The organism is Priestia sp. KCTC 13724 (assembly GCF_056820425.1).
Window position 1 is genome coordinate 1 of sequence record NZ_JBXDLD010000063.1, and the last position, 24,899, is coordinate 24,899.

Annotated in this window: 29 protein-coding genes; 9 read left to right on the forward strand and 20 right to left on the reverse strand. The window is 37.4% G+C overall.

Features of this window, described 5'->3' with window-relative positions:
• Positions 1-345 precede the first annotated feature (345 nt).
• The gene (locus tag AC1UFB_RS09320) at positions 346-882 is read left to right on the forward strand and encodes an HD domain-containing protein (RefSeq protein ID WP_025908067.1); all 537 of its coding nucleotides are present in this window, start codon (positions 346-348) and stop codon (positions 880-882) included.
• Between the two features lie 118 nt (positions 883-1,000).
• A complete protein-coding gene (locus tag AC1UFB_RS09325; protein ID WP_025908066.1) occupies positions 1,001-1,192 on the forward strand; it encodes a hypothetical protein in 192 nt (63 codons plus the stop codon).
• 333 nt (positions 1,193-1,525) lie between these two features.
• On the opposite strand, the gene AC1UFB_RS09330 is transcribed toward AC1UFB_RS09325, so the two are convergent.
• The 5 genes from AC1UFB_RS09330 to AC1UFB_RS09350 form a co-directional block, all read right to left on the reverse strand.
• A complete protein-coding gene (locus tag AC1UFB_RS09330; RefSeq protein ID WP_025908065.1) occupies positions 1,526-2,854 on the reverse strand; it encodes a Na+/H+ antiporter family protein in 1,329 nt (442 codons plus the stop codon).
• A gap of 182 nt (positions 2,855-3,036) precedes the next feature.
• A complete protein-coding gene (locus tag AC1UFB_RS09335; RefSeq protein ID WP_482589053.1) occupies positions 3,037-4,518 on the reverse strand; it encodes a leucyl aminopeptidase in 1,482 nt (493 codons plus the stop codon).
• A gap of 336 nt (positions 4,519-4,854) precedes the next feature.
• Positions 4,855-5,472 (reverse strand): 3D domain-containing protein, encoded by a 618-nt coding sequence (locus AC1UFB_RS09340; protein WP_100346661.1) that lies wholly within the window; start codon positions 5,470-5,472, stop codon positions 4,855-4,857.
• Between the two features lie 116 nt (positions 5,473-5,588).
• A complete protein-coding gene (locus AC1UFB_RS09345) occupies positions 5,589-5,912 on the reverse strand; it encodes a YuiB family protein (protein ID WP_025908062.1) in 324 nt (107 codons plus the stop codon).
• A 126-nt stretch (positions 5,913-6,038) separates the two neighbouring features.
• The gene (locus tag AC1UFB_RS09350) at positions 6,039-7,253 is read right to left on the reverse strand and encodes an NAD(P)/FAD-dependent oxidoreductase (protein ID WP_100346660.1); all 1,215 of its coding nucleotides are present in this window, start codon (positions 7,251-7,253) and stop codon (positions 6,039-6,041) included.
• 466 nt (positions 7,254-7,719) lie between these two features.
• On the opposite strand from AC1UFB_RS09350, the gene AC1UFB_RS09355 reads away from it, so the two are divergent.
• Entirely contained in the window at positions 7,720-8,712 is a 993-nt protein-coding gene (locus AC1UFB_RS09355; RefSeq protein WP_078989144.1) for an NAD(P)/FAD-dependent oxidoreductase, read from the forward strand.
• A gap of 193 nt (positions 8,713-8,905) precedes the next feature.
• Here AC1UFB_RS09355 and AC1UFB_RS09360 read toward each other — a convergent pair whose 3' ends face one another.
• From AC1UFB_RS09360 to dapF, 4 genes are all read right to left on the reverse strand, one after another.
• A complete protein-coding gene (locus AC1UFB_RS09360) occupies positions 8,906-9,364 on the reverse strand; it encodes a hypothetical protein (protein WP_100346659.1) in 459 nt (152 codons plus the stop codon).
• Between the two features lie 379 nt (positions 9,365-9,743).
• Positions 9,744-9,872, reverse strand: a complete 129-nt coding sequence (locus AC1UFB_RS09365; protein WP_482589056.1) for a hypothetical protein — start codon at positions 9,870-9,872, stop codon at positions 9,744-9,746.
• A 128-nt stretch (positions 9,873-10,000) separates the two neighbouring features.
• On the reverse strand, positions 10,001-10,366 hold the full coding sequence (locus AC1UFB_RS09370) for a HesB/IscA family protein (RefSeq protein WP_025909407.1): 366 nt from the start codon (positions 10,364-10,366) through the stop codon (positions 10,001-10,003).
• 73 nt (positions 10,367-10,439) lie between these two features.
• Positions 10,440-11,294, reverse strand: a complete 855-nt coding sequence (dapF, locus tag AC1UFB_RS09375) for a diaminopimelate epimerase (RefSeq protein WP_328101725.1) — start codon at positions 11,292-11,294, stop codon at positions 10,440-10,442.
• 212 nt (positions 11,295-11,506) lie between these two features.
• Here dapF and AC1UFB_RS09380 point away from each other — a divergent pair, with 212 nt between their 5' ends.
• A complete protein-coding gene (locus AC1UFB_RS09380) occupies positions 11,507-12,184 on the forward strand; it encodes a DUF2225 domain-containing protein (RefSeq protein ID WP_100346657.1) in 678 nt (225 codons plus the stop codon).
• A gap of 54 nt (positions 12,185-12,238) precedes the next feature.
• Here the strand turns inward: AC1UFB_RS09380 and AC1UFB_RS09385 are convergent, their stop codons facing one another.
• A complete protein-coding gene (locus tag AC1UFB_RS09385) occupies positions 12,239-12,478 on the reverse strand; it encodes a YuzB family protein (RefSeq protein ID WP_100346656.1) in 240 nt (79 codons plus the stop codon).
• 298 nt (positions 12,479-12,776) lie between these two features.
• On the opposite strand from AC1UFB_RS09385, the gene AC1UFB_RS09390 reads away from it, so the two are divergent.
• On the forward strand, positions 12,777-13,844 hold the full coding sequence (locus AC1UFB_RS09390; RefSeq protein ID WP_100346655.1) for an NAD(P)/FAD-dependent oxidoreductase: 1,068 nt from the start codon (positions 12,777-12,779) through the stop codon (positions 13,842-13,844).
• A gap of 26 nt (positions 13,845-13,870) precedes the next feature.
• On the opposite strand, the gene AC1UFB_RS09395 is transcribed toward AC1UFB_RS09390, so the two are convergent.
• Entirely contained in the window at positions 13,871-14,200 is a 330-nt protein-coding gene (locus AC1UFB_RS09395; RefSeq protein WP_100346654.1) for a YuzD family protein, read from the reverse strand.
• A 195-nt stretch (positions 14,201-14,395) separates the two neighbouring features.
• On the opposite strand from AC1UFB_RS09395, the gene AC1UFB_RS09400 reads away from it, so the two are divergent.
• The gene (locus AC1UFB_RS09400; RefSeq protein ID WP_025909412.1) at positions 14,396-14,632 is read left to right on the forward strand and encodes a NifU family protein; all 237 of its coding nucleotides are present in this window, start codon (positions 14,396-14,398) and stop codon (positions 14,630-14,632) included.
• Between the two features lie 48 nt (positions 14,633-14,680).
• On the opposite strand, the gene thrB is transcribed toward AC1UFB_RS09400, so the two are convergent.
• From thrB to yutH, 5 genes are all read right to left on the reverse strand, one after another.
• Positions 14,681-15,595: a homoserine kinase gene (gene thrB / locus AC1UFB_RS09405; RefSeq protein ID WP_061785054.1), complete on the reverse strand. Its 915-nt coding sequence runs from the start codon at positions 15,593-15,595 to the stop codon at positions 14,681-14,683.
• On the reverse strand, positions 15,589-16,650 hold the full coding sequence (thrC, locus tag AC1UFB_RS09410) for a threonine synthase (protein WP_025909413.1): 1,062 nt from the start codon (positions 16,648-16,650) through the stop codon (positions 15,589-15,591). The genes thrB and thrC overlap by 7 nt, the downstream gene beginning before the upstream one ends.
• On the reverse strand, positions 16,650-17,951 hold the full coding sequence (locus AC1UFB_RS09415) for a homoserine dehydrogenase (RefSeq protein WP_025909414.1): 1,302 nt from the start codon (positions 17,949-17,951) through the stop codon (positions 16,650-16,652). Before AC1UFB_RS09415 ends, thrC begins: the two co-directional genes overlap by 1 nt.
• Positions 17,952-18,178: 227 nt before the next feature.
• On the reverse strand, positions 18,179-19,165 hold the full coding sequence (locus tag AC1UFB_RS09420; protein ID WP_100346653.1) for a 2-hydroxyacid dehydrogenase: 987 nt from the start codon (positions 19,163-19,165) through the stop codon (positions 18,179-18,181).
• Positions 19,166-19,273: 108 nt separating this feature from the next.
• Positions 19,274-20,284 (reverse strand): spore coat putative kinase YutH, encoded by a 1,011-nt coding sequence (gene yutH, locus AC1UFB_RS09425; RefSeq protein ID WP_025909416.1) that lies wholly within the window; start codon positions 20,282-20,284, stop codon positions 19,274-19,276.
• 268 nt (positions 20,285-20,552) lie between these two features.
• Here yutH and AC1UFB_RS09430 point away from each other — a divergent pair, with 268 nt between their 5' ends.
• Entirely contained in the window at positions 20,553-21,026 is a 474-nt protein-coding gene (locus AC1UFB_RS09430; protein ID WP_076512354.1) for a phosphatidylglycerophosphatase A family protein, read from the forward strand.
• A gap of 42 nt (positions 21,027-21,068) precedes the next feature.
• Here AC1UFB_RS09430 and AC1UFB_RS09435 read toward each other — a convergent pair whose 3' ends face one another.
• Both AC1UFB_RS09435 and AC1UFB_RS09440 read right to left on the reverse strand, forming a co-directional pair.
• A complete protein-coding gene (locus AC1UFB_RS09435; protein WP_025909418.1) occupies positions 21,069-21,839 on the reverse strand; it encodes a TIGR01457 family HAD-type hydrolase in 771 nt (256 codons plus the stop codon).
• A gap of 126 nt (positions 21,840-21,965) precedes the next feature.
• On the reverse strand, positions 21,966-22,403 hold the full coding sequence (locus tag AC1UFB_RS09440) for a DUF86 domain-containing protein (RefSeq protein WP_025909419.1): 438 nt from the start codon (positions 22,401-22,403) through the stop codon (positions 21,966-21,968).
• A 109-nt stretch (positions 22,404-22,512) separates the two neighbouring features.
• On the opposite strand from AC1UFB_RS09440, the gene AC1UFB_RS09445 reads away from it, so the two are divergent.
• Positions 22,513-22,779: a DUF3055 domain-containing protein gene (locus AC1UFB_RS09445; RefSeq protein ID WP_100346652.1), complete on the forward strand. Its 267-nt coding sequence runs from the start codon at positions 22,513-22,515 to the stop codon at positions 22,777-22,779.
• Between the two features lie 44 nt (positions 22,780-22,823).
• Here AC1UFB_RS09445 and AC1UFB_RS09450 read toward each other — a convergent pair whose 3' ends face one another.
• Positions 22,824-23,099 carry a YutD family protein gene (locus AC1UFB_RS09450; RefSeq protein WP_025909421.1) on the reverse strand — a complete coding sequence of 92 codons (276 nt, stop codon included), beginning with the start codon at positions 23,097-23,099 and terminating at the stop codon, positions 22,824-22,826.
• Between the two features lie 147 nt (positions 23,100-23,246).
• On the opposite strand from AC1UFB_RS09450, the gene AC1UFB_RS09455 reads away from it, so the two are divergent.
• Positions 23,247-23,891: a YhcN/YlaJ family sporulation lipoprotein gene (locus AC1UFB_RS09455; protein WP_328101726.1), complete on the forward strand. Its 645-nt coding sequence runs from the start codon at positions 23,247-23,249 to the stop codon at positions 23,889-23,891.
• A 28-nt stretch (positions 23,892-23,919) separates the two neighbouring features.
• Here AC1UFB_RS09455 and lipA read toward each other — a convergent pair whose 3' ends face one another.
• Positions 23,920-24,816: a lipoyl synthase gene (gene lipA, locus AC1UFB_RS09460; protein WP_025909423.1), complete on the reverse strand. Its 897-nt coding sequence runs from the start codon at positions 24,814-24,816 to the stop codon at positions 23,920-23,922.
• Positions 24,817-24,899 lie beyond the last annotated feature (83 nt).

The following is a 24,899-nucleotide window of genomic DNA, read 5'->3' on the forward strand; positions in this document are numbered from 1 at the left end:
TGCCTAAAATAATAAAATTGAAGATTTTGAGTCTTTTTAATAGTTAATTTAAATTAATGCAACACTAGTGCCCTCCGCTATATCATTTTTTTCTGCATACTTTTTATTTTACAATGGTTATCTTCTTCACAAAAGGTTTAAAACCCTTTCATCTCAACTGGTAGCGCTTATCCATTTTTCTATTTTAATAAAATATTAAGTACATGTTTTCACGATATGAATAAACTAATATACAACGGATTTTCTATGTTTATTCATCTAACATTATCGTTGTTTTTTCTATTCAAATATGCTATTGTTGTTAGAAATAATTTTTTACTGTCTTTTTTTAGGAGGGATTACATGATGAGACATGTTACTTTGCTAGACATCTTCACACACCCAATTGCTAAAAAATATTTAACAAGATCTGGAGTTGCTCACGCAGTTTCTGTGGCGTATCATGCTTTTCGTTTATCCACTCAGTACAACGTCAACCCAGATTTAGCAACTAAAGCGGCCCTACTTCACGATATTGGTCACTATGAATGGTATACAGATGGTCAGTGGGACTATGAAAAATATAAAAAGAATGATATTCATGCAATCAAAGGAGCTGAGCGCGCCCACAAATTATTAATACGTCTTGGGGAAGAACCTCAAGCAGCAAAAGAAATTGCTTTAGCTATTTTACTTCACACTGATTCTTACTTACCTGAAGGAACCATTCATCAACGTCCGCTACAAAAAGTAGTCAAATTAGCTGATGAAGCAGACGAAGAGCCAGGTGGAAAGCACCATTATCGCCAAATGGATTATGCTTTAGCTGTTAAGAAAATTGAAGAACTTGACCAAAACGTGGAACGAATTCTTGGATCAGAACAATTTAAGCAATTAGGCTAAAAGGATTAACTTCTTTATTAAAAGTTAATCCTTTTTTATGTACAAAAATAAACCTTATAATCCCCATATATTCGCAAATACTACATAAGGATTCTAAATTACAAAGGAGGTACATACCATGCAAAAAAATGCTAGAGGATTTGTGCAAGATTCATGCACATCATTAACAGCTGCTAAGACTAGCCTAGAGCAAGCTCTTCAAACTGTTGAAAAAGGTTCAAATCGTGAGCGTATTGAGCAGTCTTTACAGGCTGTTGAAGCTGCATTAGGTCAATGTGATTCAACAGCTTCAACACTATCACAAGTTTAAATAAAAGAAGAGTTTGGGACATAACAAAATGATTGCTTCTAAGAGACGAACAATAGCTGTTCCAATCTTTTTGGTTTGTCTGAACACGTTCGTTCCATTGCGCTACGGCCACTCGCTTTCCGCGGGGAGGAACCTGAGCTTCCTCGCTGCGCTGCGGGATCTCCGTTTTCCCTCTCTTTCCCGCAGGAGTCGAGTGTCCTACGCTCCATTCCACCCTGTTTCCAACATTGTTTTCACAATCAACAAAAAACCTGAACGATTAAAAGTGAGAAACTCTCAATCGTTCAGGTTTATCATTGGATGAATTACTTATGTCCCAGCCTCCTTCTTTCTTTATAGTACAAGTGCAGCAATCCATCCAAAAATAATTAACGGAATGTTATAGTGTAAAAAAGTTGGCACACATGTATCCCAAATATGATTATGCTGACGGTCTACGGATAAACCTGAAGTCGGCCCTAACGTGCTATCTGAAGCAGGAGAACCTGCATCCCCCAACGCACCCGCTGTTCCAATAACTGAAATAGTTGCCAACGGACTGAGACCTAATTCTAAACAAAGTGGCACGAAAATTGTAGCAATGATTGGAATCGTTGAAAATGATGAGCCGATTCCCATCGTAACCAATAAACCAATTACAAGCATTAACAAAATTCCTAGTACTTGATTGCCCCCGATTAAATTAACAGAACCTTGAACAAGAGTTTCTACGTCTCCCGTTTCTTGAATCACTTTAGCGAAACCTGAAGCTGACAGCATAACAAATCCAATAAATGCCATCATACGCATACCATCAGTTAAAACCGTATCCGCTTCGTTCCATTTCACAACACCGCTTAGGTATACTACGATAATGCCTGCAAGTGAACCAAAAATCATGGAGTCTAATGGAATTTGCACCGCTAATGCAACAAAAATAGCTATTAATGAAATGATAATACCTTTTCTTGTATACGAAAGTCCATTATCGCTAGTTTCTTCGTTCACCGTTAGCTTACTATCTTTATAAACACGGGGCTTACGATATGAAATAAAGACCGCTACAAGCAAGCCAATAACCATTCCTAACGCAGGCAACGCCATTGCTTTAACGATATCACCGTCGTGTACAACTAAACCATTCTCTTGTACGTTTGTTGCAAGAATATCATGATAGATTTTCCCAAACCCTGCTGGTAGAAGCATGTATGGTGTCACTAATCCAAACGTGATGACAGTTGCAACAAGACGACGATCGATTTCGAGTTGATTAAATACTGTTAACAACGGTGGAATTAGCAATGGAATAAACGCAATGTGTACAGGAATTACGTTTTGTGAAAAGCATGAAATAATCAAGATAATTAATAAAATAAGTACTTTAGAAAGTGCTTTTCTTTTTGTATCTCCTTCGCGTCCAACAATCTTTAGTGCAACTGCTACTACTGCGTTGGGAAGACCTGTTCTTGAAATTACAACAGCAAACGCTCCGAGCAGTCCATAGCTTAAAGCTACAGATGCACTATTTCCTAAACCTTCTGTATATATATTGACTGTATCTGTTAAGCTAATTCCTCCAACAAGTCCTCCGATGAGAGCACCTATAGCTAGAGAGAAAACAACGTTAATACGAAGTAAACTCAGCACAAGCATAACAGCTACAGCTACTAAAACTGCATTCATTTTGAAACCTCCGTACTTTAGTGTGTTAAACAATTAGAGAATTAAAACAATACACTCATTATAATACCTCACACTCAAATGTCAATGGGAAATCTAAACAAACGTTTGATTAAACCGTTTTCTTATACAAAAAGCATGGATGAATGAATCATCCACGCTTTTATTATCCACTATAATATTGTTTAAAAATCATGAATTAATTGAGCTAATGTACGTACCATAACGCCTGTTGCACCAGAAGGACCATACGAACTAGCGCCGTTTGTTGTAGCCGTTCCAGCAATGTCCAAGTGAATCCACGGGGTGTTTTCCGCAAATTCTAATAGGAAGGTTCCTGCCATAATCGCATGTCCTTCTCGTCCTGATGAGTTGTTCAAATCCGCTACTTTACTGCTTCTCACCTTCTTTTTATCTTTTTCTGCGATAGGCAGTTGCCAAATCATCTCACCAGTCTGTTGACTTGCATCCTTTAGCTTCTCATAAAAAGCGGAATCATTCGTCATTGCACCTGTTGTATGTGTTCCTAAAGCTACAATAACACCACCTGTTAACGTTGCTACATCAACTAAATAGGAAGCTCCATGGTGTTTAGCATACGTTATGGCATCTGCTAGAGCCAGTCGTCCTTCTGCACCTGTATTCAATACTTCAATAGTTTTTCCGCTCATAGCTGTAATCACATCATCTGGCTTAAATGCCGTTGCGCTAATTACGTTATCCGTAGATGGAATGACCATTACAACGTTTTGCTTTGGTTTTGTTTCACCAATCACTTCCATTGCTCCTAACACCGATGCCGCTCCGCCCATATCCGTCTTCATCCCAACAATCCCGGATTTTGACTTGATTGAGTAGCCACCTGTATCGAAGGTAATACCTTTTCCTACTAGGCCGATAACATCCTTCCACTCACTTTTCCCTTGATATTTTAATGTAATCATTTTAGGAGGTTCAGTAGATCCTTGGTTAACGGCGAGTAAAGCTCCCATCCCTAACGTTTCCATCTCTTCTTTTTCAAGAATTTCGCATTCAAACCCATACTTATCGGCTAATTTTTGAGCATAATCAGCTAAATCTGTTGCCGTTAGCATATTACTTGGTAAATTTACGAGCGTACGGGCTGAATTTGTAGCTTTACCATACACATAACCGCTCTCAAAAGCACTCTCGATATTATTAGAAGCAATGATATTTATTTTTTCAAGCTGAACGCTTGGTAGATTCGAGCGCTTCTTATAATGTTCAAATTCATATGTAGATAGCTGACTCATTTCACCTAATAAGCGTGCAGACATTTCTTCACTAATAACAGAGGTTGTAAAAGTAGAAAGTGCAATAGTCACTTCTGTTAACTGACTTACCTTAATACGTTGAAAGAGCTTTCCATATGCTTCTTTTAAGGTTTCCTCTGTCAGTCCGCTGTTTCTACCTAAACCGATAAAGATTAGACGCTTCGCTCCTATCTTGTTAAACGTTGGAATAACTGAAACCTGCTTTTCATTAACGTTAATGTCCCCTGCTTTTACAAGCTGTGAAAGATAGCCATCAAACATCCCATTGATTTCTTCTAGAGGTCCTTCAAATGAATCATTTTTATGAAAAACACCTACTACTAGCGCTTCTGTTTCCCTTTCTAAATTTAGATTAGTATGTAACTGAAACATCTATAATCATCCTTTCATGTTCGAATCTCTTAAAAGCTACAGAGCTCTTTATATGTAACATTGTCTCATGAAAAAATAAAAATAACGAGTACATTCATTTATGTCTAATTTATAGCAACCAAAATAAAGAGTTTGGGACATAACAAAATGATGGCTTCTAAAAGACGAACACTAGCTGTTCCCATCTCTTTCCCGCAGGAGTCGAGTGTCCTACGCTCCATTCCACCCTGTTTCCAACATTGTTTTCACAATCAACCAAAAAACCTGAACGATTAAAAGTTATGAACTCTCAATCGTTCAGGTATAGTAGAGGCTGAACTACTTATGTCTCAGTCTCTAGCGAACTGAATTAACTTTTTGCCTAAATACCTGCATCGATTTGTTTTCATTAAGCGCGGTTAACTGTTGTTCAGACAAGGTTCCCTTCCCTTTTTCAACTACGTACACGCTAAGCTCCTTTTTACCCCACATCTCGTAAACATCATCTACTGTTTCAAAATATAAATCTAAATGATTACCTTTAATTGCTCCACCTTTATCCGCTACGACACCATATCCGTATCCAGGAATAAATAAAATCGTACCAATTGGAAATATTGATAAGTCTGCAGCGATTGTCGAATATAAGTCTCGTTTTACTTTTACACCTGAATATGTGATTCCGTAACTTGGATCTGTAGGATTTTTACCTGTTGATTCATATCCTGCTGTATACCCTGTCGCTAATACGATATGACTTGGGTAAGCTGACCAATCAAAAGCTTCTTCAATTTCTAATGCTTCCTTCTCAGAAGCACTCACTCGAAGACTATGATTAACAGTTGTAGAATCAGCCCATAACAGACTTTTAAACAAGACGGTAACGGGTACTCCTGTGACAGCTTCATAGGTTGTCAGCAATGCCCCTACAACAAGTAAAGACATGACAATACGCTTTATTAGTGTTTTAATCATTTGACTCTTTCCAACTCCTCCCACGAATCTATTTGTTTCCAAAGGAAAGTCAAATTATGCGTAGAAAGAGCAAAAACCCCTTTCTCATGAGAAGGAGTTCTTTCAATAATACATGCTTAAAACATTTGGTATCCTCTTACTCTAAGCATTTTGATTGCTACCCCTGCCATAAGAGCACCTAGAAAACCAGATAGCAAAATCACGATATCTGCAGTTGCTAATGACAGAAATCGTTCACCTAGCTGAGCCACTGATGCTAACGGCTCTTGGACATATTTGGCTGCTCGTACTTCATCCACAATCAAAATCACAATAATTGGGTACGTAATTGCCATAATCCACGACATTCTTAAGAGCATATTCAATAAGAAACCGATTCCAAAAAACAAAACAAAAAATAACAGCATCGAAATAATTAATTCTGGTACACTCATTGCCATTTTGACCCATCTCCCCGTCCTTCTTTCTTTAAGTGTACTTAAGTCCACAAACAGCGTCAATAACAGAATTTTTCGTTTATTACACATAAAAAAGGAGATTCGCCAGAATCTCCTTTCACCAATTTATTAGAAGAAATTAAATTTCCCTTTTTTAAGAACTAAACCTGCTCCACCCTGTAGGAATAAAGAGCGGTTATCAACAACTTTTTTCATAAATGATGCGCTTGAACCAAATAATTTACGGCCATACACAACTCCAATTGCATCATCATGTCCTAAAGAACATACCGTACCTTTTAGATCTGCTTTAAATTCTTTAAGCTCTTTTTCGCCACGAATTAAGCGTGCGATATTTTCTGCACATGTCTCACCCTGCTGCATAGCTACCTGAGCTGTTGGTGGGTAAGGACGGTCGTTTTCAGGATTGATCATAAACGAGCAGTCTCCTACGATAAATACATCCTCATGGCCTGGCGCTAACAGAGAGTTGCTTACCTTAACGCGACAACGGTTATTTTCAAACCCTGCTTTTTCAATAATATGACTTCCTCGAACTCCGGCTGCCCATACAACGGTTGCTGATTTAATTTCTTCAACTTGATTATCTTTTTCAACTAAGATGCCTTCTTCTGTACATTCCTTGATTGCTGTACCGATTTTGAATTCGACACCTTTTCTCTCAAGTTGTGTCACCGCATATTCAACCAGTTCTGGATCAAAACCTGGTAAAGCCGTTGGTGCAGCTTCTACACAGATAATGCGGACTTTTTCGCGTGGAATATCAAATTCTTTACATAGCTGAGGAACGCGGTTTGCCAACTCACCAACAAACTCAATTCCAGTAAATCCTGCACCGCCAACAACGATTGTTAATAACTCATCGCGCTTTACAGGTTCATTATTGTACGTTGCAAATACGTAATCAATATGTTCGCGAATTTGACGTGCAGCATTGATATTAGCAATTGAGAATGCATATTCTTTTAATCCTTTAATTCCGAAGGTTTCAGATTCATACCCTAATCCAACAACTAGATAATCATACTCGAGTTCACTGTCTTCTAAAATAACACGTTTTTCTGCAGTATTAATGTCCATTACAGTGTCTTTTACAAAGTTTACTTTTCCCGTATTAATTAAACTTTTCACTGGAAACCTTGAACGGTCGTGATGTAATGTACCTGCTGAAACCTCATGTAACCATGTTGTTTCATAATGGTAATCATTTTTATTAACGAGCGTAATCTCCGCGTCGTTGGTACCTAATTTCTTTTGTAAATGAACGGTTGTCATAATCCCACCGTAGCCAGCACCTAAGACAACAATTTTTGGCTTTTTCATTGAATGGTCATCCACCTTTTTTAGTTTAGAGTTATCAAATATTTGTGTTAAAAGTCATAAAGTTATAAATAAGGTCTACTTTTTTATGTTAGTGTAAACAAGAAAAGCTGTTACTATCCATTTCTTTTCCCGGTTTTACCTTATTGTATTCCATATAGTTTGTGAATCATTTCACGTAAGATGACGTACTAAAACCTTACTGAAACGATATTATATCTAGAAACATATTATGCTTTTTTAAGCTATTTTTCAATACCTATTCATTGATTTATAAGCTTTTTAATTTTCACTCTCTTCACTATAATGGAAATTTTATTAAATTGTTTTCTTCTTTTTCCATATGTATGAAAAGGGTTAAAAAGTTTTCTTTCTTCATCAGTACTTTATAATAAATTTTTATCTTTTAATTGTGCTATCATAACAGTAGACTTCTTTAACCTAAATTAACGAATGAGGTGACTAAATCATGAAAGAAGATAAACAAGTATACGATATCACCATTATTGGTGGCGGTCCTACAGGCCTATTTACTGCATTTTACGGTGGAATGCGCCAAGCTAGTGTAAAAATTATTGAGAGCCTACCTCAATTAGGAGGCCAACTTTCCGCTTTATACCCTGAAAAATATATTTATGATGTTGCTGGATTCCCAAAAATTCGTGCACAAGAGCTTGTTAATAATTTAAAAGAACAAATGAAGCAGTTTAACCCAACTGTTGCGCTAGAACAAGCAGTTGAAAAAGTAGAAAAGCAAGCGGACGGTGTTTTTCGATTGACGACTAATTCAGAAGTTCATTATTCAAAAACAATTATTATCACAGCTGGAAACGGTGCTTTTAAACCTCGTAAAATCGAGCTAGAGAATGCAGAGCAATTTGAGAAAGCAAACTTACATTATTTCGTTGATGATATGAATGTGTTTAAAGGACGCAAGGTATTAGTATGTGGCGGCGGTGATTCTGCAGTAGATTGGTCATTAATGCTTGAACCAATTGCAGAGCAAGTTACTCTGACACACAGACGTGATAAATTCCGTGCGCACGAGCACAGCGTAGAACAATTAAAAAACTCCAAAGTGGATATTAAAACACCATACATCCCCGTAGAATTTATTGGTGAAGATCGAATTACACAAGTCGTTCTTGAAAATACCAAAGGTGAAGAAAAAATTGTGGTAGATGTTGATGACGTCATTGTGAACTTTGGCTTTGTTTCATCGCTAGGTCCAATTAAAGAATGGGAGTTAGAATTAGAAAAGAATACAATTGTCGTTAACTCCAAGCAAGAAACAAATATTCCTGGAATTTATGCAGCTGGAGATATTTGTACATATGAAGGAAAGGTGAAACTAATTGTTGCTGGATTCGGTGAAGGCCCTACGGCCGTTAACAATGCAAAAGCATACATTGATCCAAAAGCTCGCCTACAGCCAATGCATAGTACATCAATGTTTTCTTAATAAAAAAGAGTTTGGGACATAACAAAATGATTGCTTCTAAGAGACGAACACTAGCTGTTCCCATCTCTTTGGTTTGTCTGAACACGTTCGTTCCATTGCGCTACGGCCCATTGTTTTCACAATCAACCAAAAAACCTGAACGATTAAAAGTGAGAAACTCTCAATCGTTCAGGTTTATCATTGGCTGAATTACTTATGTCCCAGCCTCTTTTTTTAGGACTTCCGCTAGTACATGTAGTCCTTTTTTATCTTTCGTCTTTAACTTAACCTCATATTTAAATTCTTCTGGATGAATTAGATTTGTTGATACCTCATAGTTCTTCAACCTGCTTATATAATCGTGATACGGCAACAGGTTAAACGGCGATCCCACACTTTGAAAAATCAGCTGTGCCGCTTCTTGTTCTTGAGTATCTGAATATAGAATTGCTAACTGTTTGTTGGAATCTAAAAGTAGGGGTGTAGTCTTTATTGGCAATGATGTGGGGATATGTTGGATAAAAATCATTGATTCAATTTTATCTTGCTTCTGAGATTTTATCGGAATAAACCATGCAGTTAGTTGTTGAATCATTTGCATTAAGCGATTTTTTCTAAAAAAAGCCCCGTAGCTATAAGTATTTGTTCGTAGTGTATTGTTTTCTTCTACCAAACTTCGCACCTCCTTAAAAGCCAGTCTAAATAAAATCGGATTTTATATGTAGAATTATAAATAATTCTGATAATTAAGTCAATTAAAATAACATATCAAGTTATGTTTTGTCACATTCATTTCATTTTATACCTTATTCATTGTAAATATACTTGTTGCTTTTCACATAATGCGTCAGAACTTCTAACAATCATATAGAAAACGAACCCTTTTATATATATGATAAGGTCAAATCATAAATCTTACGTTAAAAATTGAAATAGATAAGGTAATGTTATTTATGCAAAGCCAAAATACCCAAATAAAAAAAGTTTGGGACATAACAAAATGATTGCTTCTAAAAGACGAACACTAGCTGTTCCCATCTCTTTGGTTTGTCTCAACTCGTTCGTTCCATTACGCTACGGCCACTCGCTTTCCGCGGGGAGGAACCTGAGCTTCCTCGCTGCGCTGCGGGATCTCCGTTTTCCCTCTCTTTCCCGCAGGAGTCGAGTGTCCTACGCTCCATTCCGCCCTGTTTCCAACATTGTTTTCACAATCAACAAAAAACCTGAACGATTAAAAGTGAGAAACTCTCAATCGTTCAGGTATAGTAAGGACTGAACTACTTATGTCTCAGTCTCTTTTAGCACCTTATTAACACTCTTCCGGTGTACCAGCGTTCGCTGCCGTGCGGAATGAAGATCCACAGCCGCATGATGCAATGGCATTTGGATTATCAATTGTAAATCCTCCACCAAGCATAGACTGCTTATAATCAATCTTAACTCCTTTTAAAATCGGCACACTTTCTTTATCAACAAGAATTTGAATGCCATGTTGCTCAAACTGCATATCGTCTTCACTAACTTCGTGTGCGAAGCCCATTCCGTATGATAAACCTGAACAGCCTCCTCCGTTAATCGTTACGCGAAGGTAAGCATTCTCTTCTTCATGTTCTTTCATCATATCTTTTATTTGAAAGCTAGCCGCTTCTGTAATTTCTAGGATATCTTGACTCATAGTTAGATGACCTCCTTTTACCTATAAGTATACGCTGTGAGTACATGATGAACAACTACTCTGCTTTCAGTTCTTAATAGTAATAAACGCCATCACAAATAACAACTGCTGGACCTTTCATTAGTACATGGTTATTTTCTTTCCATGTAATAATTAAGTCTCCACCCGCCAAGTGAACAATTGTGGGAGTGTTTTTTTGCGTAAGATTATTTAAAACAGAAGAAACAACTGCTGCACATGCACCGGTTCCACAAGCTTGCGTTACACCTGAACCTCTTTCCCAAACGCGAAAATGCATTTCTGATTCATTCATAATCTCTACAAATTCAACATTTACACCTTCCGGAAAACGTGGATCCTTTTCAACCACTGGTCCTAATGTATGAAGAGGTGCTTTTTCAATATTTTCTACATAAAATACAACATGAGGATTTCCCATCGATACAGCTGTACCTATAAGCTCTTCGCCACCGAACTCCATTTTCTCTGACACGATGCTGTTACCTTCAAATCCAAGCATTGGAACTTCAGCTGGCTTTAATTTTGGTTTCCCCATATCAATTGTTACTTCATTTACTTTTTTATCCTGCAAATGAACAGTCGCATGGACAAGACCTGATAATGTTTCAATTGTAAACTCTTCTGTTTCTACTAAATTATGCTCATATGCATACTTAGCTACACATCTTAAGCCATTCCCACAATTTTTTGCTTCTGAACCATCGTTGTTAAATACGCGCATTTTAACATTCCCTTTAGTAGAAGGACAAATTAGAATCATCCCATCTGACCCGATGCCCGTATAGACGTTTGATACCTTAATAGCAACAGAAGCTAAATCTTCTTCCGCAATATGCTCTTCAAATAGATTGACGTAGATATAATTATTTCCAAGCGCGTGCATTTTTGTAAAAGCAAATTTTTTCATTTAATCACCCATTATTTTTTAGTATGGTCTTAGTATAAAATCATTCAATGTAGGAAACAATAAGAACATCCCCCGTTTCCCAACTCTTTAGCCAAAATGGTTAAGGAGTTTTTATTTTTCTATCACAAACACTACAAAAGACCCAAGATACGAAACAAAAAGTGTATAATATAGTCTTAAAGAATCATTAAACTTCAAAAGGAGGAAATGAATTGGAAACCCTACATCCTCTTTATGATAAAAAAATCGCTTGTGCTTTGTGTAGCCACAGCTTTTATTCTAAAAAAGTCCGATCTCGCTTTTTAAAGGCTCAAAGATACGATACTGATTTTTTTATTTATTATGAAAACCCAAAGTTGCACCCTATCATATATGATGTCGTAATCTGTCCAAAGTGTGGATATGCGAGTACAGAACAATTCTCAAGAATTTTTCCTCCAGGTAGTGCAAACCAAGTTAAGGAAAAGGTCACAAAAAATTGGAGCTACCATCCATATGATCAAGAACGAACGTTGCAACAAGCAATAAATGCTTACAAGCTGGCTATTTATTGTGCCAACATAAAAAAAGAAAAGTCATCTGTACTCGCAAGCCTCACGCTACGAGTAAGCTGGCTATACCGACTGCTTGATGACATCCAACAAGAGCGAGCTTTCGCTTTACATGCATTAAAGTGCTACACCACAGCATATTTAGAAGAAACGTTCCCTTCTAACAGTAACGAAGTTCGATTGTTATATATTATAGGAGAACTAAACTATCGGCTCGGGTTTCAGCAGCAGGCGCTTCTCTATTTTTCAGAAATTATCTATAAACATAAAAATCATCCCGATCGCAAAACATTTGAGCGAACTAAAGAAAGATGGCATGAGATTCGTAGCATATCATAGCAAAACAAAAGCGGTAATGCCTATAGGCATTACCGCTTCTACTTTTACTCTATATTAAAACATTGGGTTCTCTTCCAAATGTGTGTAGATAGCTGCTACTAATTCTTCTGGTGTGTCAGCAGCTACAACATCCCCGTTTACTAAAGCAAAAAGAGACCGTGCACACTTTCCACAATAACCCAAACATCCATACTCAACAATATCTAAATTTGGATCTTTTTCTAACTCTTCCAACGCAAGCTGAGAACCGCTAGCTAAATTGCTGATACAAAATTCAATAATTGGTTGAATCACTATTCTCACCTCTCTACTAATTGTTTATCCTACCTTGTTTTTAAAAAGACGTCAAATATCCAAACTGCATGCTGATAAGGAAATTATGTTGAAACATATTGTGGTTTTTATTCAATTTAGTTATACTTTTATGTGAATACAAACAAAACAGGTTATATTAAATTATTATTTAAGTAAAATATGCTATGCAAAATCGAATGCGATTGACGTATCGGTTTCGTTTTGTATGCCTATATGTTTTAAGCAATTCAATTAGTATAGAGAGAATAAAATGTCTAAACGTAAAGGGGAAATCCAGATGAAGAACCTTGTGATACTCGGTGGAGGATATGGTGGTATGCGTGTCCTACAGCGACTTTTGCCAAATCAATTGCCAGAGGATGTACATGTAACATTGGTTGATAAAGCACCTTATCACTCATTAAAGACTGAATTCTACGCGTTAGCGGCTGGAACCATTTCAGATCAGCACGTTCGCGTTTCTTTCCCAGAGCATCCTCGTTTATCTATTCGCTATGGCTTCATTACAAACATTGATCTTGAAAATAACCAAGTTCATCTTGAAGACAACGAAGTCCTCCATTATGATGATCTAATTATCGGACTAGGGTGTGAAGATAAATATCACGGCGTGCCAGGCGCACCGGAGCATACATACAGCATTCAAACAATCGACGCTTCTCGCGCTACATATCAAGCGTTAAACAATTTACCTGCTCATGCAACCGTATCGATTGTCGGAGCTGGTCTTAGCGGTGTTGAATTAGCTAGTGAGTTAAAAGAAAGCCGTTCTGATTTAAATATCATGCTATTCGATAGAGGAAAATTAATTTTATCTTCATTCCCAGAACGTTTGAGCAATTATGTTCAAGACTGGTTCACTTCTAACGGTATTGAAATTGTGAACAACGCCAATATCACGAGAGTAGAACAGAATACTCTATACAATCATGATGAACCAATTAAAAGCGATGCGATTGTGTGGACAGCCGGCATTCAACCAAATAAGGTCGTTAGGGATTTAAACGTTGAGAAAGACACTCAGGGTCGCGTAGTCTTAACAAAATATCATAATCTGCCTAACAATGAGAATGTCTATGTATTGGGAGACTGTGCTAGCTTACCACATGCTCCTAGTGCTCAACTAGCTGAGGGGCAAGCAGAGCAGATTGTTCAAGTGTTAACAGCACGATGGAAGAATGAAGAGCTACCTACTGAGTTACCAACGATTAAACTTAAAGGCGTATTAGGCTCTTTAGGAAAAAAACACGGATTCGGATTAGTAAACGATCGCGCAATTACGGGTCGAGTTGCTCGCTTATTAAAGTCAGGTATTTTATGGATGTATAAATACCATAACGGTTAATAAAAAAACGCCTAAAAGGCGTTTTTTTATTCAGACACAAATCCATATTTCTCTAATTCTTCAAAAATACGCTTTAGCTTTGGATTCCCTTCTCCAACAATCTCATTGTTAATTAGAATAACTGGATAAAACAAATCTTCATCAATTACTTTTTGCGAGAACTCCTGTTTCTCTTTTTCATCCACAGGTGGGTTATAAATATCGATATAACGTATGTTAAATGATTCATTCGGGTATTTTCGACTAAGCGCCGCCTCAAGCCACTCCTGTGTGTCTTTTGAAGATGGTAAATTCACGCAGCTTGCACAAATAATTTCTGCTCCATATACACAAATCTCAACGTTGTTTTTTTCCATATTTGTTCCCCCTATTCCCATGCTATGGCTCTTTCAATAAAGAAAGCTTCCACTCTATCTTATCTTTATTGTACACAAAAACTATTTAAAGAACATCGTTTTTCAAGTTGAACGAACGTAATCAAAGATTCTTGAATAGATTTTTTATGTAAGAGCGTTTATAATGTAACTAGAGAAGGAAAGGAGTCGATAATCATGGCTGAAATGGAAATGCATGAACAAGTACAAGAAGTATTAGATAAGCTTCGTCCATTTTTACTTCGCGATGGTGGAGATTGTGAATTAGTCGACGTTGAAGATGGCATTGTAAAATTACGTCTTCTAGGCGCTTGTGGCAGCTGCCCAAGTTCAACAATCACGCTAAAAGCAGGTATTGAACGTGCTCTTTTAGAAGAAGTACCTGGTGTTGTAGAAGTTGAACAAGTTTTCTAATGATCCCTTATATAACAAACCCTCAAGCGATGCTTGAGGGTTTTTGCTTTAGTTTGTTACGACCTGAGCGTCTACATATACACCTTTTGTATCAATACCTACTACGTCAACTTCACAATGAGATAATTTTATAGCTAAATGCTTAGCAATGTCTTTTCCTTTTCCAATAGGTGCTAAGCATAATACACTTGGCCCCGCTCCGCTCAGCACTGTTCCGTAAGCTCCTAACCTTTTAGCTTCTACTCTCGCAATAGCTAGCTCTGGTACCAATTTTGTTCGATAAAGCTCATGGTATAAATCTTTTTCCATAAATGTTCCTACCGCTTCAAAATCACGATTCATCAGTGCAGACACAAGCATATTCCCAATTGCTCCGGCTTCTACTGCTGTTCGATAATCAATTACCTTCGGCAAAGCATTACGGGCATCAGCTGTTTTTAATTCGTATCTCGGAATAATCATTATTACTTCAGCTTGTAAGTTGGGAATATGATTGATATACGTTTCATCTTCATGATGATATCCAATCACGACGCCTCCATAAATAGAAGGACTTACGTTATCCGGGTGACCTTCCATTAGGCTGCTAATTCGCAGCTTGTCTTTTTGCGATAAATTAAGCTTAGCAAGCTGATTAGCAAGTTCAATACCTGCAACAATTGCAGAAGCACTGCTTCCAAGCCCCCTAGCTAACGGTATATCGCTTGAGACATACACTTTTGCTGCTGGAAGAGTTACTTCATATTGCTTTGCTACATCTTCGGCAACCTGATACATTAAGTTGTCCTTGCCTGTTGGTATTCCTTCAACATCAGCTGTCTTTGGTACAAATACCCACTGTTCAGCTGGCTCCACTGTTAAAATCAAGTAGCGCCCAAGAGCGATTCCAATGGAATCAAACCCGGGCCCTAAATTAGCAGAGCTCGCTGGCACTGTGATTTTAAAGCGGTCAAAAGTTAACATGAAGCGACAACACCTTCAATATATTCAAACACTTTTTCTTCTTCATTTGGCAATACAACTGGCTTAACATCATGTGCGTCAATTGCTACGTTCGGATCTTTTAATCCATTTCCAGTTAGCACTGCTACTACTGTTGAACCTTTGGCAATTTTCCCTGATTTTACGTCTTTTATTACACCAGCGATTGATGCACAAGACCCAGGCTCTGCAAAAACACCTTCTCTTCTAGCAATTAAGCGATATGCATCTAAAATTTGCTCATCCGTCACTTCATCAATTTTGCCTTTTGATTCATTAGCTGCATTTACCGCATAATCCCAGCTTGCTGGATTACCGATACGAATTGCTGTTGCAATTGTCTCTGGATTTTCAATTACTTCGTTTCGAACGATTGCTGCTGCTCCTTCAGCTTCAAAACCGTGCATAAGAGGCAGACCGCTCTGATTACGCTCATTATACTCTTTGAAACCTTTCCAATATGCTGTAATATTCCCGGCGTTCCCAACAGGAATTGCTAAAACGTCAGGTGCCTTTCCTAACTGTTCACAGATTTCAAAAGCTGCGGTTTTTTGCCCCTCAATTCGGTAAGGGTTCACAGAGTTTACAAGAGATACAGGTGCTGTTTCACTAAGTTTTCGAACCATTGAAAGTGCTTGATCAAAGTTTCCTTCAATTGCTACAATTTCTGCTCCGTACATAACAGCTTGAGCGAGCTTACCCATTGCAATTTTTCCGTTTGGAATAACAACGATACAGCGCATGCCTGCACGTGACGCATAAGCTGCTGCTGCTGCAGACGTATTACCAGTAGATGCACAAATGACTGTGTTACTTCCTTCTTCTTTTGCTTTTGCAACGGCCATGACCATACCTCGGTCTTTAAATGAACCTGTAGGGTTTAAACCTTCTACTTTTACATGCAAGTTAATGCCAAGTTCTTCCGATAAATATGGAAGATGAATAAGCGGCGTATTTCCTTCATGTAGTGTTAACATTGGTGTTTCTTCTGTTACTGGCAAGAACTCTTTATATTGGTGTAATAAACCTTTCCACATTATACGATGCCAACTCCCTCTACTCGATAACTGCTTTTTACGTTTTCAACGATTGGTAAGTCTCTTAATTGTTGTAAAATTTCTTCATAGTCTTTTTGAGATGTTTTATGTGTTACAACAACGATTTCTGCAAGTTCGCTTCCTGTAACCGGTAATTGAATAATTTTTTCAAAGCTTACGCCGCGTTCAGAAAATAATGTTGTTAATTTGGCAAATGCGCCTACCTGATCTTTTACGTGAATACGTAAGAAGTGTTTAGAAAACTTTTGGTCTTCTGTTTTCAACTGTTTTGGGAATTGAGGCGTTACGGCACTCTTTCCATTGACCCCTAATCTCAAGTTTTTCATCACGCCCACAAGATCCGATACAACTGCAGTTGCTGTCGGTAAACTACCCGCTCCAGGACCATAAAACATTGTTTCTCCAACCGCTTCTCCATACACATAAACCGCATTGTACTCATCGCTAACTGATGCTAATGGATGTGTATCCGCTAATAACGTTGGCTGAACACTTACTTCGACGTTGTCTCCGTCTCGATGCGCGTATCCAATTAATTTCACTGTATATCCTAATTGTTTACTATATTGTAAATCTTCTTCCGTTACTTCCGTAATACCTTGAACCTGCACATCATCAAGGTCAATTTTCATTGAGAAACCAAGCGTAGCTAGAATCGCCATTTTTCTTGCTGCATCCAAGCCTCCAACATCAGAAGTAGGGTCTGCTTCTGCATAACCTAGTTCTTGTGCTTCTTTTAGCACTTCTTCATATGCGCTTCCTTCTTTTGTCATCTTTGTTAAGATAAAGTTTGTTGTACCATTTACAATTCCCATCATTTTTGTAATACGATCTGAAGCTAAACCATCTGCAAGTCCACGAAGAATTGGAATTCCTCCAGCAACACTTGCTTCATAAAATAAATCGCAGCCATTTTCTGATGCAACCGTTAATAACTCAGAACCGTAAACTGCCATCAAATCTTTATTTGCTGTTACAACGTGCTTTTTATTACGAAGAGCCGTTAAAATATAGTCTCTTGTTTCCTCAACGCCACCCATAACCTCAATAACAACATCTACATCTGGGTTATGAATGACATCCTCTACGTTTGTTGATAATTTCTCACTACTAATCTCTACATCTCTAACTTTATCAATATTTTTAACTACCACTTTTTTAACCGTTACCGGACAGCCAACTTGGTGACTTAACTTATCCTGGTGATTTTCAATAATTTTAACTACTCCACTACCAACCGTTCCCAACCCTAATAATCCTACTGAAATACTTTTTGTCATATTATTCACCTCTATGTTCTCTTCACGTATACATTTGTTTTCTTATAGTGGACATTATAGACCCTATTTTTCTTTTTTACAAGACTTTACTTTAAATTTATCTCTTTATTCGTTGAATAAAAAGACAAATTTAAATTTTTTAAATATTTCATTTCCTTATCATAACACGTATTTTCTTGTTTTTTAACATACAAAAAGCATTTCTATAAAAGAAATGCTTTTATTTTTTAACCTTGAGGCACAAGCTCTCTATTAATGATGGTAGATGGGAAATGCCCTGCTAAAACAGCTTCTATGTTTTGTACCGCTAATTTAATCATACTTGTGCGTGTTTCTACCGTCGCACTTCCAATGTGAGGTAGTGCCACTACTTTTGGGTGCATGGCTAACGGGTGTGAACCATCAATTGGTTCATTCACAAAGACATCCAGTCCTGCTGCTGCAATCTCCTCTTCATTCAACGCTTTTAACAAAGCGGCTTCGTCCACTACATCACCCCGAGAAACGTTAATAAACATCGCAGATTTCTTCATCTTTTTGAATGCTTCCTCATTAAACATATTTTCAGTTTGTTTTGTTAAAGGTGTTAAGCACACAACAAAGTCAGACTTCTCTAATACATCATCCATTGATGCATATGTAACAGGTAACTTGCTTTCAGCTTGTTCATTTCGAGAACGATTGTGATAAAGGATATTCATATCAAAACCTGCTGCTCTCTTCGCTAGCACTTCACCAATCTTTCCCATCCCAACAATTCCAAGCGTTTTATGATGAATATCTCGACCAGCTAACAAATATGGGCTCCAGCTTGTCCACTTATTTTCTTTAATATGTGCTGAAGCCTCTAAAATATTTCTAGCCGTTGTCATAAGAAGCGTCATAGCTAAATCTGCTGTGGTATCTGAAAGCACATCAGGCGTATTACAAACATAGATTTGACGCTTTGTCGCTGCTTGGATATCAATATTATCAAACCCCACAGCTAGATTCGCAATTACTTTTAAATTAGTGGCTTCCTTTAATAATTCTTCATCTACTCTATCAGATAAAACCGTTAAAAGCCCATGAGCTTTTTTTGCTTTTTCAGTGAGTACATCATGAGGTACCGGGTCTTCTTCTGAATGCCATATCTCTACTTCAGCCACTACGCGTAGTGGCTCCACGAACTTCTCCGGTATATTCCTCGTAATAAAAATAAACGGCTTGTCCATTATCTATCACCTCATTGATTTTTAATTACATAATATGACGCCTTATTGTTTACCGCAATAGGCGTCACGTCGCATTATCTTTATATGTCTTTACTCTACTTATACCACTTAAACACCGCTTGATAACCACCCTACTTCTGGTATATGGTACCGTGAAGTAGAAATTCCAACGGATTGATAAAACTGCTTTAAAAATCGCTCATAATGGGATGAGTGATCTAAGACAGCTTCTAGCTGCTTATAATAGCCTTGCTTTTGTTCTTCGCTTTGAACACTATAATATCCTTCTACCACTTCAAAATAATGCACAGGGAACAACAGTCTCGCATATAGAAGACGCCACGAAAATGATGAGAGTGGGTTAATACGTTCGTATTCACTTAAAAAGTAATGCAACTGATGTGGATTTAGCTCATAGGATGATAAATATTGTTCACGAATATACTCTGCTAAGTCTCTGCTGGGATGATCAAAGACCCAATCCACTGGGAGTTTATAGATATACTGGCTTCCCCAAGTCGTCTGTCCAAATCGGTGATGACAAATTGTAGCTGAGTCTACTGCTCTTGGCAAATCATCAATCTCTGTATCCACTAAATACTGAATGGCATTCTCTGCTAGCCCTAGATAGTATGGAAAGCTTTCGAGAAATTTCTTTTCAACTTCTTGATTAGGCAAAGCTCTCAATCGTCCATACCAAAACTCTTCCATTTGATCTAACCGCTTTTCCCACAATGATTTCCATTGACCTAACCGTTTTGAATGTTCAACTTCATAAGGAAACATTCGACCGCGCTGATGAAATTCTGCTAGCTCTGAACCAATGACAAACTGTTCATTTCGCGGTGCGGCTATCGATCGGCAAATCATAAACTTTAAATCATCTGATTCTGTAATCATATTTCCTTCTAGATTTGGCATAAATGTAGAGATATAACGGTCACCTTGGCTCATGAGAAACTGACTCATTTGATACAACTCGTTCAGCTCATCTTCTTCCACTTGATTTAAATGAATAATCGTATACAAGATGTCTCGATATTGGAAGGCTTGATAAGCGCCCAAAGTCAACAATTCATCAGGGTGTAAACCATAGCCTTCATAAATTGCTTGCTTCACGTACATCCCCTCATTTCATTGATCAAAGTTTTCCCATAAAGAAATTCAATACTTGTCATAATATTTATGCGCAATCGAATAGATTAGAATTACACAATTTATTATGATTTCCTCCGAGTGAGTCATACTAGAAGATGTAATGATATGCTCACCAAATCGTGAAGTACATGATTTACTTCTAAACATATGCTTCTGTATTCCTTTAAGCATTAAAAAATAAAAAGAAATTAGGTGATGATACTTGGAGAAAAAACACGAGCAAAGTGAAATGGAAAAAACAGCAAGAGCGTGGCTAACAAAACGTGGTGTCACAGTAAGAGATATTGCTGATCTTGTTTTTTATCTACAAAAGAAATACCACCCCAATTTAAACATTCAAGAATGTGAGTACAATGTCGAGCGCGTCATCTCAAAACGCGAAGTACAGAATGCAATTCTTACAGGTATTCAACTGGATATTTTAACGGAAAAGAAACAAGTTGAAGAGCCGCTCTTATCAATTTTAGAAAAGGACGAAGGCTTGTATGGCATAGATGAAATCTTAGCCTTATCCATCGTAAACGTGTATGGCTCAATCGGCTTTACAAACTATGGATATATTGATAAGCAAAAGCCAGGGATACTGGAAGAATTAAACGATAAATCGTCTGGAAAATGTCACACATTCCTTGATGATATTGTTGGTGCTATTGCTGCAGCTGCCTCGAGTCGTCTGGCACATCGAGCTGAAAATGTTGAATAAAAAAAGAGAGTGGTTCAATTTGAATCACTCTCTTTTCATTCATTATATTTTATCCATCCATTCTTTTAGGGAATCAACAGCATAAGTTGGCTGCTTATCATACCCCTTAAGTAGCTCTTTTGTTGTTACCCCAGTATGAACTAATAAAGTATCTAATCCTGCTTTCATTCCAGCTAAAATATCTGTATCATAATAATCGCCTACCATAAGAGTGTCTTCTTTCGGTGTTCCAATTACTTCTAACGCTTGCTCCATAATAATACTTTCTGGCTTTCCAATGAAGACTGGTTGTGTTTGAGTAGAAACCGAAACAACCGACGTTATAGAACCGTTTCCTGGAAGTAAGCCTCTTTCTGTTGGAAGTGCAATATCGCCATTTGTCGACACAAAAAATGCACCGTTACGGACGTTTAAACAAGCTTTTGCTAGCTTCTCATATGTAATTTCTTGATCTAGGCCAACGACTACAAAGTCCGTATCTTCATCTTGAATTGTGAACCCTTTTTCAGTAAGCGCATGGCGAATCCCCTCTGCACCAATTACATATACTGTACCGTTGGGTTTACGGTCATGCAAATAATTAGCCGTTGCTTGGCTTGTTGTAAACACTTGATCTTCTGTTGTGGGAATTCCGAAGCTTTCAAGCTTTTCTGCTACTTGAGCAGGTCTTTTTGTTGAATTATTCGTAACAAATAAATACGGAATACCTTTTTCTTTTAATGCAATGACGAAATCACGCGCTTCTGCAATTAATTCTGTTCCTTTATACATCGTTCCGTCTAAATCAATTAAATAGCCTTTATATTGCTTCATAGCTGCCTCCTACTAATTCATTCGATAATAAAAACGCCTTCTTTATTATAAGAAAGCAGATAGAGTTACAATGCGATAATAGCTTATTTTTCCTAAAATCACAAATCAGCTCACAGTTCTTTCACGCTAATTACGGAAAGCTGAAACAGGTCCTAATTCATTTTCTAGATATGTACGAATTCGAGTTGGGAATTGACTTAAAACCTCTTTGTTCTCTTGAACAACATGTATCACTTCATCATGTTTAACATCTAAATAATCTTGTACAAGGACTTTTCGCAAATTAATTACTGCTTTTAAGCCCTGTTCTTCCGAAGTTTCTACTACCTTCTCATCCATAAGAATATCAATGATATCATCATAGCTTCCAGGATCTCTCATAATGAATCCATCAATCATTGCATTACCGACATCTAAAACGTTTTCAATTAAGAGGTGAACAACTCTTTCTAACGCTTTTTTCTCGATAGTACTTTCCCACTTAGATTGTTCAGAAAAAACAACTAGGTGCTGCTCATAAAAACGTAGTATATGTTCAATCTTTTGACGATCTACAAAATACATGATGTTTCCTCCTAACGCTTCGCTTATAAAATTTTCTAGCAGGCTTCTCCCCACTTTTCTTTTTTCATTTGATATGATAAAAGTATGGAAAGAAGGAAGGAGCAAGAGAATGAGCGAACGCTTTTATTTATATGATGATGTAGTGAATACAAAAACTCGATTTGTTAGCTTTATGGGTGAAAATCAACGGTTTGACCTTGCTATCATTCAGTCTGATTGCTATTATGGCAAGCATCTTATCTTAGATATTCAAGGGGGACGCTTTGCTATTATTGGCTCAGATGATTTAGAGGAACCAAATTATTTAGAGCACATATTTAAGCTTTCAGAAGAAGATGGTCAAGAACTTAGAGAGTTCTTATACGAGGTCATTTAATGAGAAAGGCAGCGGAAAGAAAGTACATCTTCTGCTGACCTTTTTTATTTATTTACTTTTTTCAGTACAAAATACGCACAGCCAAAATTACAATATTCGTGTAAATAATCTTGAATTGTACTTATTTTTGTATCATATGTAGCTTTTTGATTACGGTCATCAAAAAAACCTTTTAAACGCAGCTGATTATAGCCCCAATCGCCTAATATATAGTCGTAGCGACTAAGCACATCAATATATCGACTTCGAAAAGCTTCCTCATCAAACCCTTCTCGTTCTTCTTTGATTACTTCATAGCAAACATTATTAACACAAATCATTGTTTCACCTCTTCTCTTCAAAATTACCATACCACATTTTGAAATTTTTTTCTAAACAATCGTTTGATTAAAAAACATGAAAACCAGCAATTTACAGGCAATTTTTTAACCAATCGCCGCAACCTATAGATAGGGAGGTCGTTTACAGTGAAAAAATATTTAATTTATTGCGGCATGTTAACAATGGTTGCATTATCAGGTTGTCAGGCAGGGGGCGAAACAGATAATGAAGCACTATCACCTAATAATCCAAATGCTATTAATGTAGCTGATCATGATCATAACGATTTATATAACAAAGAAAAGGATAACGATACCGATTATGGGTACGTACGTTATCAAAAATCACCTGTTGCTAACGATACTGAAAAGGCACAAAATATTGCTACACTTGACCGTGAGGAAGCAGCTGATTCAATTAGTAAACTTAGCTCAACCATTCCAAATGTGAATGACGTAGCTACGCTTGTGACAGATGAAGACGTGCTAATCGCGTATAAAACAGACACAAAAGATCGAAATGCTACCGCTGATCAAGTAAAACGGACAGCAATGTCTATTATGCCCCGTTATTATCACGTATACGTATCAGATAACCCACAGCACATTCAAGATATCGAACGCTTCAGTGAAGCAAATACGAAAGACGAGTCTGTGGAAGAGTCCATTCATTTAACCATTAAAGAAATGCTTAAATCTCCTCAAGGTCGTAAGATGAACGATGGTGAGAATGCAAACGGCGAGGAAAAAAACGAATTGAATGAACATGTAACAGATGAAAAGATGAAATAAAAAAGGCGATGGAAACATCGCCTTTTCATTACCCGTTATTTTGCTTTTGCTTTGAAGCAGCATTTACTTGTTCATCCGCATGATAAGAAGAACGCACAAGTGGACCAGCTTCAACGTGGCTAAATCCTTTAGTTAAAGCAATTTCTCTAAGCTCTTCGAATTCACTTGGGTGATAGTACTTCTGAACTTTAATATGTTTCTTTGTAGGCTGTAAATATTGACCGATTGTCATGATATCTACATTATTTGCTCGCAGGTCATCCATTGTTTCAATGATTTGCTCTTTTGTTTCTCCAAGCCCAATCATAATGCTCGATTTTGTAGGAATATCTGGCTGCATTTCTTTTGCACGACGTAAAAATTCTAATGAACGCTCGTATGTAGCTCTTGCACGCACACGAGGCGTTAATTCGCGTACTGTTTCAATGTTATGGTTTAAAATATCAGGGCGAGCATCCATTACCATGCGGAGGTTCTCTTCTACTCCACCCATATCTGAAGGTAATACTTCGATTGTCGTAAATGGATTTTTACGACGAATAGCGCGAATTGTCTCTGCTAGTACACCTGCTCCACCGTCTTTTAGATCGTCACGCGCAACTACCGTAATAACAGCGTGCTTTAAGTTCATTAGCTGAACTGAATCTGCTACGCGTTCTGGCTCTTCCAAATCTAACTCTGTTGGTAAGCCTGTTTTCACAGCACAGAAGCGACACGCACGTGTACAAACTTGACCTAAAATCATAAAGGTAGCCGTACGACGAACTGCCCAACACTCATGAATATTAGGGCATTTTGCTTCTTCACATACCGTATTCAGATTTTTTTCACGCATCATTTTCTTTAAGTCCGTGTAGTTCTCGTTTGTGTTTAGCTTAATTTTTAGCCACTCGGGTTTGCGGACATACTCTTCCTTTGTTGCCATTAGTATCAACTCCATCAATCTAGAAAATGTCTGTAACCTATATGCTGATTGTTAAATTGTCAAATAAAAAATACACTACATGT

Excerpts from the sequence above, each read along its gene's own strand:
- AC1UFB_RS09320 (WP_025908067.1), top strand. The coding sequence starts at position 346 with ATGAGACATGTTACTTTGCTAGACATCTTCACACACCCAATTGCTAAA.
- AC1UFB_RS09325 (WP_025908066.1), top strand. The coding sequence starts at position 1,001 with ATGCAAAAAAATGCTAGAGGATTTGTGCAAGATTCATGCACATCATTA.
- AC1UFB_RS09330 (WP_025908065.1), bottom strand. The coding sequence starts at position 2,854 with ATGAATGCAGTTTTAGTAGCTGTAGCTGTTATGCTTGTGCTGAGTTTA.
- AC1UFB_RS09335 (WP_482589053.1), bottom strand. The coding sequence starts at position 4,518 with ATGTTTCAGTTACATACTAATCTAAATTTAGAAAGGGAAACAGAAGCG.
- AC1UFB_RS09340 (WP_100346661.1), bottom strand. The coding sequence starts at position 5,472 with ATGATTAAAACACTAATAAAGCGTATTGTCATGTCTTTACTTGTTGTA.
- AC1UFB_RS09345 (WP_025908062.1), bottom strand. The coding sequence starts at position 5,912 with ATGGCAATGAGTGTACCAGAATTAATTATTTCGATGCTGTTATTTTTT.
- AC1UFB_RS09350 (WP_100346660.1), bottom strand. The coding sequence starts at position 7,253 with ATGAAAAAGCCAAAAATTGTTGTCTTAGGTGCTGGCTACGGTGGGATT.
- AC1UFB_RS09355 (WP_078989144.1), top strand. The coding sequence starts at position 7,720 with ATGAAAGAAGATAAACAAGTATACGATATCACCATTATTGGTGGCGGT.
- AC1UFB_RS09365 (WP_482589056.1), bottom strand. The coding sequence starts at position 9,872 with ATGGAGCGTAGGACACTCGACTCCTGCGGGAAAGAGAGGGAAAACGGA.
- AC1UFB_RS09370 (WP_025909407.1), bottom strand. The coding sequence starts at position 10,366 with ATGAGTCAAGATATCCTAGAAATTACAGAAGCGGCTAGCTTTCAAATA.
- dapF (WP_328101725.1), bottom strand. The coding sequence starts at position 11,294 with ATGAAAAAATTTGCTTTTACAAAAATGCACGCGCTTGGAAATAATTAT.
- AC1UFB_RS09390 (WP_100346655.1), top strand. The coding sequence starts at position 12,777 with ATGAAGAACCTTGTGATACTCGGTGGAGGATATGGTGGTATGCGTGTC.
- AC1UFB_RS09395 (WP_100346654.1), bottom strand. The coding sequence starts at position 14,200 with ATGGAAAAAAACAACGTTGAGATTTGTGTATATGGAGCAGAAATTATT.
- AC1UFB_RS09400 (WP_025909412.1), top strand. The coding sequence starts at position 14,396 with ATGGCTGAAATGGAAATGCATGAACAAGTACAAGAAGTATTAGATAAG.
- thrB (WP_061785054.1), bottom strand. The coding sequence starts at position 15,595 with ATGTTAACTTTTGACCGCTTTAAAATCACAGTGCCAGCGAGCTCTGCT.
- thrC (WP_025909413.1), bottom strand. The coding sequence starts at position 16,650 with ATGTGGAAAGGTTTATTACACCAATATAAAGAGTTCTTGCCAGTAACA.
- AC1UFB_RS09415 (WP_025909414.1), bottom strand. The coding sequence starts at position 17,951 with ATGACAAAAAGTATTTCAGTAGGATTATTAGGGTTGGGAACGGTTGGT.
- AC1UFB_RS09420 (WP_100346653.1), bottom strand. The coding sequence starts at position 19,165 with ATGGACAAGCCGTTTATTTTTATTACGAGGAATATACCGGAGAAGTTC.
- AC1UFB_RS09430 (WP_076512354.1), top strand. The coding sequence starts at position 20,553 with ATGGAAAAAACAGCAAGAGCGTGGCTAACAAAACGTGGTGTCACAGTA.
- AC1UFB_RS09435 (WP_025909418.1), bottom strand. The coding sequence starts at position 21,839 with ATGAAGCAATATAAAGGCTATTTAATTGATTTAGACGGAACGATGTAT.
- AC1UFB_RS09440 (WP_025909419.1), bottom strand. The coding sequence starts at position 22,403 with ATGTATTTTGTAGATCGTCAAAAGATTGAACATATACTACGTTTTTAT.
- AC1UFB_RS09445 (WP_100346652.1), top strand. The coding sequence starts at position 22,513 with ATGAGCGAACGCTTTTATTTATATGATGATGTAGTGAATACAAAAACT.
- AC1UFB_RS09450 (WP_025909421.1), bottom strand. The coding sequence starts at position 23,099 with ATGATTTGTGTTAATAATGTTTGCTATGAAGTAATCAAAGAAGAACGA.
- lipA (WP_025909423.1), bottom strand. The coding sequence starts at position 24,816 with ATGGCAACAAAGGAAGAGTATGTCCGCAAACCCGAGTGGCTAAAAATT.